11 protein-coding genes are annotated in these 13,147 nt (G+C 68.2%); 7 read left to right on the forward strand and 4 right to left on the reverse strand.

Annotation, left to right across the window (positions count from 1 at the left end):
- The first annotated feature begins 162 nt into the window (after positions 1-162).
- Positions 163-1,278, forward strand: a complete 1,116-nt coding sequence (locus KEG57_RS17780) for a hypothetical protein (protein ID WP_272458649.1) — start codon at positions 163-165, stop codon at positions 1,276-1,278.
- Positions 1,279-1,446: 168 nt separating this feature from the next.
- On the forward strand, positions 1,447-2,928 hold the full coding sequence (locus KEG57_RS17785; RefSeq protein ID WP_272420889.1) for a HAMP domain-containing sensor histidine kinase: 1,482 nt from the start codon (positions 1,447-1,449) through the stop codon (positions 2,926-2,928).
- A gap of 7 nt (positions 2,929-2,935) precedes the next feature.
- Here the strand turns inward: KEG57_RS17785 and KEG57_RS17790 are convergent, their stop codons facing one another.
- The 4 genes from KEG57_RS17790 to KEG57_RS17805 are packed head-to-tail and all read right to left on the reverse strand — an operon-like array spanning position 2,936 to position 7,182.
- On the reverse strand, positions 2,936-3,652 hold the full coding sequence (locus KEG57_RS17790) for an SDR family oxidoreductase (protein WP_272420891.1): 717 nt from the start codon (positions 3,650-3,652) through the stop codon (positions 2,936-2,938).
- Positions 3,649-4,956: an aspartate aminotransferase family protein gene (locus KEG57_RS17795; protein ID WP_272420893.1), complete on the reverse strand. Its 1,308-nt coding sequence runs from the start codon at positions 4,954-4,956 to the stop codon at positions 3,649-3,651. The genes KEG57_RS17790 and KEG57_RS17795 overlap by 4 nt, the downstream gene beginning before the upstream one ends.
- Positions 4,956-5,699 carry an SDR family NAD(P)-dependent oxidoreductase gene (locus tag KEG57_RS17800; protein ID WP_272420895.1) on the reverse strand — a complete coding sequence of 248 codons (744 nt, stop codon included), beginning with the start codon at positions 5,697-5,699 and terminating at the stop codon, positions 4,956-4,958. The genes KEG57_RS17795 and KEG57_RS17800 overlap by 1 nt, the downstream gene beginning before the upstream one ends.
- 1 nt (position 5,700) lies before the next feature.
- Complete coding sequence (locus tag KEG57_RS17805; RefSeq protein WP_272420896.1) at positions 5,701-7,182, reverse strand: radical SAM protein; 1,482 nt, start codon at positions 7,180-7,182, stop codon at positions 5,701-5,703.
- 54 nt (positions 7,183-7,236) lie between these two features.
- On the opposite strand from KEG57_RS17805, the gene KEG57_RS17810 reads away from it, so the two are divergent.
- From KEG57_RS17810 to KEG57_RS17830, 5 genes are all read left to right on the forward strand, one after another.
- Entirely contained in the window at positions 7,237-8,007 is a 771-nt protein-coding gene (locus KEG57_RS17810; RefSeq protein ID WP_272420898.1) for an ABC transporter ATP-binding protein, read from the forward strand.
- Positions 8,004-9,032 (forward strand): ABC transporter permease, encoded by a 1,029-nt coding sequence (locus KEG57_RS17815; RefSeq protein WP_272420899.1) that lies wholly within the window; start codon positions 8,004-8,006, stop codon positions 9,030-9,032. The genes KEG57_RS17810 and KEG57_RS17815 overlap by 4 nt, the downstream gene beginning before the upstream one ends.
- Positions 9,033-9,276: 244 nt before the next feature.
- Entirely contained in the window at positions 9,277-10,500 is a 1,224-nt protein-coding gene (locus KEG57_RS17820; RefSeq protein ID WP_272420900.1) for a hypothetical protein, read from the forward strand.
- Positions 10,497-11,771 (forward strand): hypothetical protein, encoded by a 1,275-nt coding sequence (locus tag KEG57_RS17825; protein ID WP_272420901.1) that lies wholly within the window; start codon positions 10,497-10,499, stop codon positions 11,769-11,771. Before KEG57_RS17820 ends, KEG57_RS17825 begins: the two co-directional genes overlap by 4 nt.
- Positions 11,772-12,175: 404 nt before the next feature.
- Entirely contained in the window at positions 12,176-13,147 is a 972-nt protein-coding gene (locus KEG57_RS17830; protein WP_272420902.1) for a glycoside hydrolase family protein, read from the forward strand.

Raw genomic sequence — 13,147 nt, forward strand, 5'->3', positions numbered from 1 at the left:
GCAACCGTACTTCTGTCTCTGTTCGCCACTGGCTGCGAACAAGATCCTCCCCCAGGTTCCGAATGCTTCACGGGCGAGCCCTGTTATCATGTCATGCAGTGCATCAGCATACTCCCGGGCGTTCTTCCAACCGATCCACCCTCGACGCCAGAACCCGTACCCGTGACGCTCTGCGACGGGAATCTGATCCAGAACGGGGATCTGCCGTTCAGGGAGGTGTGCGCGATCGATGAGGAAGTAGCGCAGGAGCTATGTCACGACGATTGCATCAAAGCAGCGCTGGACACAGGCCGCTCGGCGGCGGAGGCCGAGTACATCTGTCAGTTCACACTCGTCACTCCGTACCTGGACGAACAAGGGTTAATCGAGGCCTGCTATTACGATCGACACCAAATGAACCAGCCCGGCGTGTACGATCCGGATCTGCGGTGCCCTGACGGGTCGGACACGGTCAGCTGCCTCGCGGGCAGTTATGCGACCACCCCCGATGGTGAAACGATCGAGCACACCGACCACACCGATCTCCATTACTGGCGGGAGACGAAGGAGAACGGCGTGTGGGGGACTTTCACGGAGGTTCCCGTCCCCCATTCGGGCTGTGGATACGAGGTGGACCGGAGTGCGTACTCCAACCTCAACGACGACGACGCGATTTGCCAGGCGTGGTGCCAGGACTTCATCACCCAGCAGGATCCCTACCCCAATGACGATCAGCGGATCAACCACCACAACTGCGATACCTTCTACGCCGGCTCTCTGTGCTACGCGGCGGTCACGCCGCCTGTCGTGGGGCCTTTCAACAAGACGCTGACCCTGGGGGCCACGCTCGAGACCACGACCGGGTATGTCAACACGCTGTTCAATGGGGAGATCAGCTACTCCACCTATGCGTGCTCGGCGGGCACCACGAGCTGCCCCATCTTGATTCACGATCTGGCGTTCACGATGGCCCAGTCCGTGACGGGACAATGGCCCACCGCTGCGGCGAACGTCACGTTCTCTTCGAGTAACCTGAGCCTCTCGCTCGAGCGGCCCACCTCGGGCCTCTACTCCGTCGCTGACGACACGTTCTTGCTACCCGCGGCGCAGGTGCCCATTCACGTGGCGGGGACGGCTGTGCTTGGGACCGGATCAACCGCGCAGCCCATCGACCTCGACGTGCACAACCCCACGGACATCCAGGGCATCATCGAGAGCGACGGGTCCGTGATGATGTTCGGCGAATTCGAGGTGGCGCCAGGGTTTTCCCTGTATTTCGGCGACCCCACTCCGCAGTAGAATGGTCGCGGTAGGGCTGGGCCCCCTGTCGGCATCCAAATGCTGAAAAAAAGCGCCGACGCGATCAAGCAGGGGCAAGCATGACCCTGCCGAAGCCCAACTTTCCTCGACGAGGGCCGGCTGCGGGGGAGGTTGGCGGCTTCGCTGATATCGAATCATGCTTGGCGTATGGATCGCGCGCGTCCTACTCGGTGGCATCGGATACGCCCGCTGCGGCTGAGCCGGCTCCTCTCGCTGGCGATCGCTGCACTCTCGTTCCTGGTCATCCTCTCGGCGGTATCGCTGTTTCTTTCGACCGCGGTCCTGCATCGCAATACCGAGCGGCTCGACGCGGCCATGATGGGGGCCGGACTCGCGCGTGACGTGGAGCTCGAGCTCCTGCATTACGGGCGCCTGGTCGAGCACGCCGTCGCGCGAGACGGGGTGGAGCCGGACGAGCAGCGAAAGGCCGTCCTCCAAGCCGTCCAGGCTCGGCTGAGCGAGGCCGAGGCGCACGTCGGCAGCGACATGGAAAAGCAGGTCCTCGGCGAGCTCTCGAAGCGGACGGCGACGTATTTCACGGCGCGGGATCGCCTGGAGAAGGCTGGCGTGCCGCTCGGCCAGGCGCTGCAGCAGACGCAGATCGATTACGACGACGCGCTGGCGAAGGCCGCCGAGCTCGTGACGATCAACCTGGCGGACGCGGCGCAGGCGCGGAAGAGCGCGACGTTCTGGGATGACGCCCTGGATACGGTCAGCGTCATCGTCATCAGCGGGTTGCTCCTGCTCGTCCTCGCGCTCGTGCAAGGCGCGCGTTCCCAGATCTACGTTCCGCTGTCCGCGCTCCGGCGCGCCATCGAGCGTTTCGCGCGCGGGGACGACCATACACGCGCGCCCGATGTCGGGCCCGTCGAGATCCGCGAGCTCGCGGCGGCGTTCAATGAAATGGCCGCGTCGATCGCGCGAAAACGCGAGGAACAGATCGCCGTGCTCGCGGCCGTCGCGCACGATATCCGCAACCCGCTCGCGGCGATCAAGATGTCCACCACCGTCCTCGCGCGCAGCGCGCCTTCCACGGAGCCGCGCGTGCTCCGGACGCTGACCATCGTGGATCGGCAAATCGATCGCCTGGCCCGGATGACGGACGACCTCCTGCAAGCCACGCGCATCCAGGCCGGCCAGCTCGAGCTCTCGAAGAAGCCCTGCGATCTTTGCCAGATCCTGAACGACTCCGTCGAGCTTTATGCCTCGACGTCGCCGAACCACCGCATTTCGCTCGTGATCCCCGAGGGAACGCTGGTATGCGACCTCGACCAGGCGCGGGTCGAGCAGGTCCTCGACAACCTGATTGGCAATGCGATCAAGTATTCACCCACGGGTGGCGAGATCCGGATCGCGGCGAATGGCGACGGCAACGAGGCGGTCGTGGCCGTCTCGGATCAGGGGGTCGGGATCGAGCCAGAGGAGATCGAGCGGATCTTCGAGCCATTCCATCGCGCGGTCTCGACGCGCAAGGTGGCGCACGGGGTCGGGCTCGGGCTCTCGGTCGCGCGGAAAATCATCGAAGCCCACGGCGGCCGCGTCGAGGTGGAGAGCCGGCGCGGGGAGGGCACGACGTTCCGCGTGCACCTGCCCTTGTTGCGCCACGCGTCCATCCGACGATCGGCGTGAAGGCGAATCAGATCCCGCCGTTTGCGCTCAAAACTTTTCCGTTCGCATACGTGTTGTGGAGCGCGAACCACGTGATCGTTTTCGCCGCCTCCTCGGGCGTCCCGAGGCGCCGGAGCGCGCTGAAGGTCCGGTATTCGTCCGCGAGCTTCGGATCGAGCTGTTTTCCGATACCGGCGCCGAGCAGGCCCAGGGCCACGACGTTCGCGCGCACGCCGCGCGGGCCGAGATCCTTCGCGGCCGACATCACGAGCGCGGACGTCGTGCCTTGGGACGCGGCGAAGATCGCGGGCACGGGCAAGGATTGCGTGCGGTCGAGCGCGGAGAGGAAGACGAGGTCGCCGCCGCGGCCTTCGAGCCGCCGGCCGAATTCGCGACAAACCTGGAAGACCGAGCGGGCATTGATGGCGATCGTCGCCTCCCAGTCGTCGTCCGTCGCCTCGAAGACGCGCGCGGGGCGGACGACGGCGGCGCAATGAATGACGACGTCGGGCAGCGCGCCCTCCGCTTCGAGAGAAGCCGCGAGGCGGCCGAGCGCCGCGGGATCGGCGAGGTCGAGCCGAAGGGGGCGCGCGGAAAGCTCATTTTCGAGCGCGCGGGCGCGGGCCTCGGCGCGATGGTACGTGAAGGTCGACGGGACTCCGGCGCGCGTGAGCTCCGCGAGCACGGCGCTTCCGACCGCGCCCGTGCCGCCGAGCACGAGCGCTCTGCGTTTCGATTCGTTCATCCGAGCCCCTCGATGTAGTCGAGCTCCTCGGCCACGGCCACGACGAACGCGTCGAGTTTTTCCTCGGGGATGTCGAAGCGCGGTTGGAGCCGGAAGAGGCTCCAGTCGTGGCCGCAGGTGAAGCAGAAAAAGCCGCGGCGGTAGAGCCTGTGGCAGACGAGCGGGGAGATGATCGATTTCTGGCCGAGATCCTCGAAGCCGAAATGCTCGAACGAGAGCCAGGGGTGATCGGGGCTGTTCAAGGCGACGCCCTGCATGAAGCCCGCGCCCCGCGCCTCGCGAAAGAGCGGCGAACGCGCGAGCGTACCTTCCAAACCTTTCTTGAGCTTCGCGCCGAGCCGCCCGACACGCTCGATGCGCTCGTCGGTGAGCAGGTCGAGCGCGGCGAGGGCGGCGACGCAGGAGAGCGCATTGAAGCCCATCGTCGTGTTGTGGCTCTCGCCCGAGGCGAAATGGTCGCCGTAAGCGCGGAGGAAGGTTTCCCGTCTCGTGAGCATCGCCGAGATCGGCGTGATGCCGCCGCCGAGGTGTTTGGCGAGGAGAACCACGTCGGGGCGGCGCGGCCAGCTCGCGGTGGCGAGAAAGCCCCGGCCCGTGCGGCCGAGCGCGGTCTGGACCTCGTCGGCGACGAGCAGGGTGCCGTGTTTTTCCGTGAGCTCGCAGAGCGCCTCGACGAACGGGGCCGGTAATTCGCGCACGCCGCCTTCGCCCTGGATGGGCTCGACGACGATGGCTGCGACGTCGCCGGGCGAAAGGGCCTTGGCGAGCGCATCGACGTCGCCGAACGGCACGTGCTCGGCGCCCTCGACGAACGGGGCGAACGGGTCGCGGAGGTAGCCCTTCGTCATGAGCGAGACGCTGCCGAAGGTGCAGCCGTGATAAGCGCCTTCGAGGCCGAGGAGGCGCGGGCGCTTCGTGAGCGCGCGGGCGAGCTTCAGGGCGGCCTCGACGGCGTCGCTGCCGGTGCAGGCGAAGAAGGCGTTGTCGTAATGGCCGGCGCGCTCGCAGAGCCGTTTCGCGAGGCGGCCGGCGAAGGGATTGACGCGGGCCGGGTACCAGGAGGGCGCGTCGGAGTCGAGGTACCTTCGGATCGCGTCTGCGATATAGGGATTGCGATGGCCGAAGGCCTGCGTGCCGTGGAAATCCTCGACGGCGTGGCCCTCGTCGTCGTACAGGATGCCGCCCTCGGCGCGGACGAGCTTGATGGGCTCGCCGGCGAGCGCGGCGCGCTGCGCGATGAGGGGGTTCACGAATTCGCGGTACTCGTCGAACCCGCGCCGCAGGATGTCGTCGTACGAATCCACTAGAGCCCTCCGTCGAGCACCACCTTGGCGCCCGTCATGAAGGTGTTCGAATCGGAGACGAGGAACGCGGCCATCTCGGCGATCTCGCCCGGCCGCGCGAGGCGGCCGAGGGGGCATTTGTCGAGGTACTCCTTTTGCCGGTGCTGCGGCAATCCCTGCGCCATGCCTACCTCGGCGAGCCCCGGCGCGAGCAAGTTCACCCGGATCGCATACCGGCCGACCTCGCGCGCGAGCGCCTCCGTGAGGCCGCGGAGCGCCGATTTCGAGGCGGCGTAATGGATCGGCGACTCGATGATGCGCTCGGAGGCGAAATTGCCGATGTTGAGAATGCTGCCCTGTTTCGCCCGGATCATGTGGCGCAGGACCGCGCGGCTGTAGAGGTAGACGCCCTTCACGTTGACGTCCATCAGTTCGTCCCAGTCCGACTCTTCGAGGAGCGAAATGGGCAGGACCTGTGTGATTGCCGCGTTGTTGACGAGCACGTCGATGCCGCCGAACGCCGAGACGACGGCCGCGACCGTGGATTTTACGTGCGCGCTGTCCGCGACCGATCCCTTGAAAACGAGCGGCTCGTTTCCAGCGGCGGTGATGGCGCGTTTCGCGTCCTCCGCGCTCGCGTCGTCCTTGTGGTACGTGAGCGCCACGCGGGCCCCGTGGCGCGCGAACGCGACGCACATCGCGAGGCCGAGGCCACGCGTGCCGCCCGTGACGATGCAACGTTTTCCTTCGAGGAGGCGTGTCACGTCACGTTCCCCCTTGCACGAGCGGGAGCGAGCGCCTCCCCGCGCGCTCTCCCCATACGCGCGGCTTCTCCATGAAGCGCGCCTCCTTCTCCCGGTAGAGGATGTTGTAATTGCAGACGGGGATCGTCGAGCCGTCCGCATAACAGTTCGAATCGCAGCATTGATACGTGCGCTCCACGTCGAACGTCTCCTCGTCCATGTGCGAGTGCACGTAAACGGCCTTCGCGGCGCGCTCCGAGACGCGCAGCGCCTCGGCCGGCGAGAGGCGTTTGTCCTTCGGGAAGAGCTTGCGGACGAGTTTGTCGAGGAGATGGAGGCCCCGCTCGTCGCCCTCGTCCCCGCGCGCCCAGAGCATGTCGATCGCGTCCTGCAGCGCGCGTTCGAGGCGCGTGCCCGGCTCCAGGTAGAGGTGGTCGGCGAGGCAATCGTACATCGTGTCGGGATCGAGGAAACGCAGGAAGGGGAGCGCGGGGCCGCCCTCGTCGTCGAGCAGGAGATAGGCGATCTGGTAGCAGAGCGGGTGCGCGCTCGGCGAGGGCACGAAATCGGAGACGCGGAGCAAGCCGTCCGTCGTCTCTTCGATGGATTCGAGCACCTCCAGCATGGACATGCGGCCCGAGCGGTCGAAGGAGACGCCGCCTTGACCGGTGTACGTGATCGTGTGGATTTCGAGGTGGCGCACGCACGAGAGCTCGAGGCCCATGCGGATGATCCGGCCGACCTCCTTGTCGTTGTAGCCACGCGTCATCACGGGGATGAGCGTCGTGTCGACCTGGTGTTTGTCGAGGAGCGAAAGAACGCGGGTTTTGAGATCGACGAGCGTGGCGCCTTGCAGGGCGCGATCGACGTGTTTGTCGAAGGTGTCGAAGGAGAGCGCAATCCGCGCGCCGTGATCGGCGAGGCGCTTGACGAAATCCTCGTCGCGCGCGAGGCGCACGCCGTTCGAGCACACGCTGACGCGGTGGATGCCGCGCGCGCGGGCCATCGAGACGAATTCGAGCAGGTGCGGGTGCAGGAGCGGCTCGCCGCCGGTGAGGTTGACGATGTCGAGATCGCCGCCGTGATCCTCGACGAGGTGATCGAGGACCCGGGCGAACTCCTCCCGGCTCATGTGGAATGCGTCGTCGTTCTTGTTGTGGACGTAGCAGATCGGGCAATCGAGGTCGCACGCGCTCGTGATCGTGACGACGGGCAAGCGGACCTTCTGCGTGTGGCTCTCGCACGGGCCACAGTCGAAGGGACAACCATGCTCGATCGGGCGCCGGATCTTCGCGGGGCGCGCCTCCTTCGGCACGATGGCGCGCGTGCGCTCGTACCAGGCCGCGCTCGTCGAGAGGCGCACCTCCTGCTCGCCGTGCGTCGGGCAGCGCTTCTGCATCCACGCTTCGCCGTTTGGCGTCGCCACGACGCGGGCCGGCAGGGCGTCCTTGCACACCTTGCAGAGGCTCGTGGTTTTGTGGAGAAGTCGCTCTGCGGTCTGCATGATGGTTCGAGGATACTCGAAGAGCTGGGCGAATCGGATAGGCTTCGGGGCGCCATGAACGAGGCGCAGGCCCAGGAGATCGTCCGAGCCGTGGGGCTCACGAAGCGCTTCGGCGAGACCGTGGCGCTCGACGACGTGAGCTTCGTGGTGGAAGGGCCCGGGCTCTGCGCCGTGCTCGGGCCGAACGGCGCGGGCAAGACGACGCTGCTCGACATCCTGGAGGGGCTCGCGGAGCCGACGCGTGGCGCGTATCGGCTCTTCGGCAAGGAGCCGCGGCCGTATCCGCGGAAGCGTGTGGGCGTGGTGATGCAGAAGGAGGCGCAGATCGAGCGGGTGACGGCGCGCGAGTACGCGGAGCTGTTCTCGTCGATCTACGGCGTGCGTGGCGGTCCAGAGCGGATCCTCTCGCGCGCGCGGCTCGAACATCGCGCGGCGACGGCCGTGACGCGGCTCTCGGGCGGCGAGGCGGCGCGGCTCTTCATCGCGACGGCCGTGGTGCATGATCCGACGCTCGTGTTCCTGGACGAACCCACGGCGCACCTCGATCCGGAGAACAAACGGATCGTGGGGGAGATGTTGCGCGAGCTCGCCGAGGAGCGGACGCTCTTGATGACGACGCACGATCTGCGCGAGGCGGACGCGCTTGCGGATCGGCTCTTGTTCCTCGTGGGCGGGCGCGTGCGCGCGAGCGGGACGAAGGACGAGCTCGTGCGGGCGGTGCCCGAGGCCGAGCGGCGTGGGCTCGGAGTCGAGGACGCGTTCTTCCATTTCTGCGCGATCGAGATCCGCGAGGGCCAGGCGATCGGGCGCGAGGAGGCGACGTGAGCGCATTCTTGGTGCTCGTACGAATGCGGCTCCTCGACACGCTCCGGAACCGGAGCTCGGTCGGGTTCACGTTGGTCTTTCCGGTCGTGCTTCTTGCCGTGCTCGGGCTCGTGTTCATGAACGGGCACCCGTTCGAGCGGCGCTACGTGGCCGTGGTGTCGACGGGGACCGAGAGCGCGGCGATCGAGCGCTGCGTGGCCGAGCTCGGTGCGTTCGAGGAGGTGCGCGTGGGGCGCGAGCGGACCGAGGCCGAGGCGCTCGGCAAGCTTCGCGCGCGCATGGCGAGCGCCGTGCTCTCGGCCGCGCCGGACGGGGAGGGCGTGATCCTGCGCGTGGGGACGCGGGATCGGATCTTCGGCGGCGGGCTCGCGACGGCGCTCCCGGCGCCGGCGCGTCTCGACGTCGTGCAGGGGCCCGCGTGGGGGTACGTGCATTACCTCTTCCCGGGCATCCTCGCGTTTTCGGTGCTCGCGTCGGGCCTGTTCGGGATGGGGTATCCGATGGCCCTGTTCCGGCAGAATCTGTTCCTGAAGAAACTCGCGACGACGCCTTTGCCGAAGGGCACGTTCATCGCGGCGAACGTGGCGGCGCGGTCGTCGATCGTGCTCGTGCAGGTCGTGTTGCTGGTCGGGGCGGCGCGGCTCTTCTTCGATTTGCCGCTGACCCTCGTTTCGTTCGGCTGGCTCCTCGTGATCTCGATGCTTGGCGTGATCACGTTCCTCGGCGCGGGTTTCGCGCTCGCGACGGCGATCGACAACGCGGAGCTGCTCGTCGACGTGATCAGCGCGATCAACATGCCGATCGTCTTCCTGTCGGAGATGTTTTTCCCGCTGGAATCGCTGCCGCGGTTCCTGTCGACGGTGGGCGCGCTCCTGCCGTCGACGGAGATGGTGCGGCTTTCGCGCGCGGTGTTGCTCTACGGGGTGACGGACGTTTCGAGCCTCGCGGGAGGGCTCGGGATGATGGCGCTATGGGCGGCGGCGACGTTCGGGATCAGCCTCGCGTCGTTCAAGTGGCACGCGTGACGGACGCGGATCTCGCGTTTCGCGGCGCCCTCGTCGTCGAGCGCCGCGCCGCGCCCGCGACGTGTGGAGGGGACACGCTGCGGGCGCGGCGACAGGCGCGAGGGAGAGCATGGCAGACGGAAAGGATCCGGAAAAGGGGGCGATCGGACGGAGTACGTCCTAGGGACAGGATATGTCCTATTGTGGAACGCTGCGGCGGGAAAGTTCCTTCACGGGGGTTTTCTCGGTAAGGTGCGGCTCCTCGATGGCCGACGTTCCGCTGCGTTTCGTGCTCTCGATCGGCGTCGCGCTCGCGTGCGTGGGGGCGCCTTCGCGCGTGCAGGCAGGCGCGTTCGAGGTGCAGGGGCTCGGGCCGGAGGGCGTCGCGGAGGCGTCGGCGCGGAGCGCGCGCGCGGAGGACGGGACGGCCGCGTATTTCAATCCCGGCGGGCTCGCGCTCGGGCAGGGGACGTCGATCGGCGTCGCGCCGATCCTCTCGGTGTCGACGCTCGAAGCGCAGGGAGAACGGTTGCCCTTCGAGGAGCCGCTCGGGATCGCGGTGTCGGCGAGCGGGACGGTACCTCTGGAAGGCCCTCTCGCGGGGCGTTTTCGTCTGGGCTTCGCGGGGCATTTTTTACCGACGCGGGCGCTCCGGCTGCTCGCGCGGGAGGGTGATCGGGCTTTTCAACCGTATTACGACAATCGCACGCAGCGGCTCGTCGTGCTCCCGTCGCTCGGCGTGCGGATCACGCGGAATCTCGGGATCGGCGCGGCGGTCAATGTGCTCGCCGGGGTGCGTGGGCCGGCGCGGCTCGAAGCGGGCGCGACGGGGGCGCCGGAGCCGCGAATCGATATCGATGCGAATACAATCATGGCCGGGGTGTTCGGCGTTCGTTTCGATCCGGTCGAGGGCGCGCGGCTCGCGCTCGTCCTGCGGCAGGCGTTTGGCATTCCGCTGCGCATCGAGACGACGGCGGACGTGGGCGGCGTGCCGCTCGTGACGAACATCGAGACGAAACGCGCGATGTTCGATCCGCTGACGGTGGTGCTCGCGTCGAGCTTCGACGTGGGGCGCGCGAGCTTCGAGATCGACGCGGCGTGGCATCAATGGTCGGCGTGGGAAGGGCCGTTTCTGTCGGTGCGCTCGACGCTGCCGGGGGTGAATCTCGGGTCACGTCCGATCGGACGGCTGTTTCGGGACGTGGTTTCGCTGCGGATTGCGTCGAATGTGCGGTTCGACCTCGGGAAACAGAGGACGCTCGTGCTCCGCGCTGGTGCAGGCGGAGAGCCGACGATGATGACGAGCGCGCCTCAGGGGAGGACGAACCTGGTCGACGGGGACAAACTCACGGTCGGGCTGGGGGCGACGCTCGTGCTCGAGGACGTGCTCGCGAAGGCGCTCCGGATCGGTCTTGGCGGCAATGGGCAGTTCGTGTCGGCGTCGGGGTGCTTGTTTTCGACGTCGCTTGGCGTGGGGGTGGATCTATGAGCGCGGGGCGGCTTTGGGGCGGGCTCGTCCTCGCGATTCTGCTCGCGAGCGGGCGCGCGGAGGCGACGGCGCCTTCGACGTTCGGGCACGGGGCGCGGAGCGCGGCGCTCGTGCGGGCGGACGTGGCGGACGCGGATCCGGCGGGCGCGCCCGTGCAAAATGCGGCGCTCGCGGCGGCGCCCGGAGCGCGGGTTCGGCTCGGGTATGGGTATGGGCTGCTGGATCTGCGGATCGATGATCGACGGGCCGACGTGGCCGACGTGTCGGGGCTGGACCTCGGCGTACAAGTGGGATTTCGGCTGCCCGCGTCGTTTTTTCTGGGATTCGCGCTCGCGGCGCACGTGCCGGACGCGCAGATTGCGAAGATAGGATTTCGGCCCGGGACCGAGCCACAGTTCGTCCGGTACGAGGCGGCCTTGCAGCGGGCGACGTTCGATCTTGCGCTCGCCCTGCGGCGCGGGCCGTTTGCCCTCGGAATAGGCGCGGCGCTTGCGCTCGACATGGGCGGCGAGGGGACACGTTTCGAGCTCGGGCAGGACGCGGAGGGGACGTATGCGGACGCGGCTTCGGATATCTCGCTCGCGTATCGAGCGGCGCCGATCGTGGGGCTCGCGGTGGATCTCGGTCGCGTCGCGTTCGGGGCCTCGCTGCGCGGGGGGCTCGGGGTCTCCGTGGCGGTCGACAGCGACGTACGGATCGCGCTGGCGGAGAATCCGCTCAATGGGACGACGCAGGTGCGCGTGCGTGGGGTGAGCGGGTACGATCCGGCGCGGTTCGTGTTCGGGGCGCGGGCCAAGGTGGGCTCGGGTTTTTCGGTGCTGGGCTCGATCGAATGGCAGGGGTATTCGGACGCGCCACCGCCGGTCGCGGACGTGTCGCTCGACGTGGCGCTCGGGACGTCGCCCGGGCGGACGGAGGTGCGGTTCGTCGCGCCGAACTTCCGGGATGTGCTGGTGCCGCGGCTTGGGGTGGAATGGACGACCGGCCGGTGGGCGGTGCGCGCGGGGTATGCGCTGTCGCCGTCGCCGGTGCCGCCGCAACGTGGATTCACGAGTTATGCGGATGCGACGCGGCACGCGGTGGGCCTCGGCGGCGGCGTGGGGCTCGGGCGGGTCTGGGGCGTGGATTTGCGGGCGGATCTGGCGGCGCAGGTATCGTTTCTGGCGGAGCGGGCGGAGGAGAAGGCGAGCCCGGCCCTGCCAAACGCGCGGTACGTGGTCTCGGGTCGCGTGGTGCACGGGGCGCTCTCCGTGGAGGCGGCCTTTCGATGAAGAGAGGGGCTGCGTGGGTGTTGCTCCTCGCCTCGTGTGGGCTCGCGTCGGGGGAGGGGGAACGGGCGCCTTTTCCGGCGGATGGCGTGGGCGCGTTCGGGGAGGCGTCGCCGGTGGAGGTTTGTCGGGGGACGGCGCGGATCGTGGCACCCGCGCTGGCGACGGGGGCGACGGCGTTATGTGTGCCGGAAGGACAAACGGAGCGCGCTTGCGGGGCGGATGGGGAGTGCGAGGGGATCGAGCGGTGTATTTGCGGCCGCTGCATCGTCGCGCCTTGCCAGGGGGCGGGATCGTGCGAGGGGCAAGCGGTTTGTCGGGGGAGGCGGTGCACGCGGGCCTGCGGGGCAGACGGCGACTGCGCGTCGGGGGAGCGTTGCGTTTCGGGGGGATGCGCGAGGTCGTGCGTGTCGGACGGCGATTGCCACCACGGGGAGGCCTGCGACGCGCTCGACGATGTCTGCACGGCGTCGCTTTGCGGCGGCGGCGCCTCGTGCGGGAGCGGGAGCACGTGCGTCGCGGTGGCCGAGGTGGCCGCGCTCGGCGAGCCCGTGCTGCTCGGGGACGAGCCGATCGCATTCGTGGAGCTCACGCGCGGGGCCGAGACGGTTTTGCTGCGGGCGCGTATCGAGGAGCTCTCGCGGTGGCGCGTGGATCCGGAGGCGCCGGTGTTCGTCGTGCCCGGGGAGGCGCGGGTGGGGGCGCCGAGCGTGCTCCGGCGCGGGGCGCGCATGGAGCTTTATGCGGAGGTGGGAGATCCGGCGAGGATCGTGCGGGCCATTTCGATGGATGAAGGGCAGAGCTTCCTCGTGGACCAGGATCCCGCGCTTCTTGCAGCCGAGCCGTGGGAGGAGGGCGCCGTGGGATCCCCATCGGTGTTCGATTTCGACGGCGCGACATATTTGCTTTACGAAGGCGGAAGAGGCCGAGGGATCGGGCTTTGCCAGGTGACCGAGCAAGGCTGCACGCGTACCTCGCCAAACCCGGTCCTCGCGCCCGCGGACGTGGAGGATCCGGTCTTCTGGCGAGGTGTGACCGCGGTGGGGGCGCCGCACGTGTTCGTCAGGGGAGGAATCGTGCGGATCGTATTCACGGCGCGCGGGACGGAGGGGCGCGCGGCGGTGGGGCCGGAGGGCGCGCTGCCGCCGGATCCGAATGATTCGATCGGGCTCGCGGCGACGACCGATCTGAAGACGTTTTCCCTGTACCCGGTGGGGCCGATGTACGCGCGGCTCGTGAACCTGCGCGCGTACCTGGGCGAGCGGGAGGCCGCTGTGCGTGTATTGCCGGCGGGGGCCGAAATGGTGTTCGTCTCGGCGGATGCGTCCGGGGAAGGCGTGACGGGGATCTATCGGGCGGCGGGGCGCGGCGCGCCCTGA

This window comes from Polyangium jinanense (assembly GCF_028435365.1).

Coding starts and splice junctions, on each gene's coding strand:
- KEG57_RS17825 (WP_272420901.1), top strand. CDS start 10,497: ATGAGCGCGGGGCGGCTTTGGGGCGGGCTCGTCCTCGCGATTCTGCTC.
- KEG57_RS17810 (WP_272420898.1), top strand. CDS start 7,237: ATGAACGAGGCGCAGGCCCAGGAGATCGTCCGAGCCGTGGGGCTCACG.
- KEG57_RS17785 (WP_272420889.1), top strand. CDS start 1,447: ATGGATCGCGCGCGTCCTACTCGGTGGCATCGGATACGCCCGCTGCGG.
- KEG57_RS17790 (WP_272420891.1), bottom strand. CDS start 3,652: ATGAACGAATCGAAACGCAGAGCGCTCGTGCTCGGCGGCACGGGCGCG.
- KEG57_RS17820 (WP_272420900.1), top strand. CDS start 9,277: ATGGCCGACGTTCCGCTGCGTTTCGTGCTCTCGATCGGCGTCGCGCTC.
- KEG57_RS17805 (WP_272420896.1), bottom strand. CDS start 7,182: ATGCAGACCGCAGAGCGACTTCTCCACAAAACCACGAGCCTCTGCAAG.